Origin of the sequence: Polynucleobacter sp. IMCC 29146, from assembly GCF_021395195.1 — a bacterium.
Taxonomy (GTDB): domain Bacteria; phylum Pseudomonadota; class Gammaproteobacteria; order Burkholderiales; family Burkholderiaceae; genus Polynucleobacter.
In genome coordinates this window covers 1-254 of record NZ_JAJVCR010000033.1, presented here as the reverse complement: position 1 = coordinate 254, position 254 = coordinate 1, and the positions used below count along the sequence as shown (strand labels likewise).

1 pseudogene is annotated in these 254 nt (G+C 43.7%); it reads left to right on the top strand.

What is annotated here, in order from left to right:
* Positions 1 to 119 precede the first annotated feature (119 nt).
* Positions 120 to 254: pseudogene (locus LZT22_RS12665) on the top strand (transposase); the annotation flags it as partial.

Below are 254 nucleotides of genomic sequence, written 5' to 3'. Positions count from 1 at the left end.
TTAGGTTATAGACCACCAGCACCCCAAACCCAAGTACCCAAACTATTGCAGAATCAACCCATGTTGCTGCAATGATTTACTATGGAAAAACTCTCTTTGGTAGTGGACCTAAATTGACAGCAGTTCACGAAGAAGTTAAAGCGTGGCAAGCTAGACCTTTAGATACGCTTTACCCCATCATTTACCTAGACTGTATCCATGTCAAAGTCAGAGACTCGGGTGTGGTTAAAGCCAAAGCGGTCTACCTAGCGATT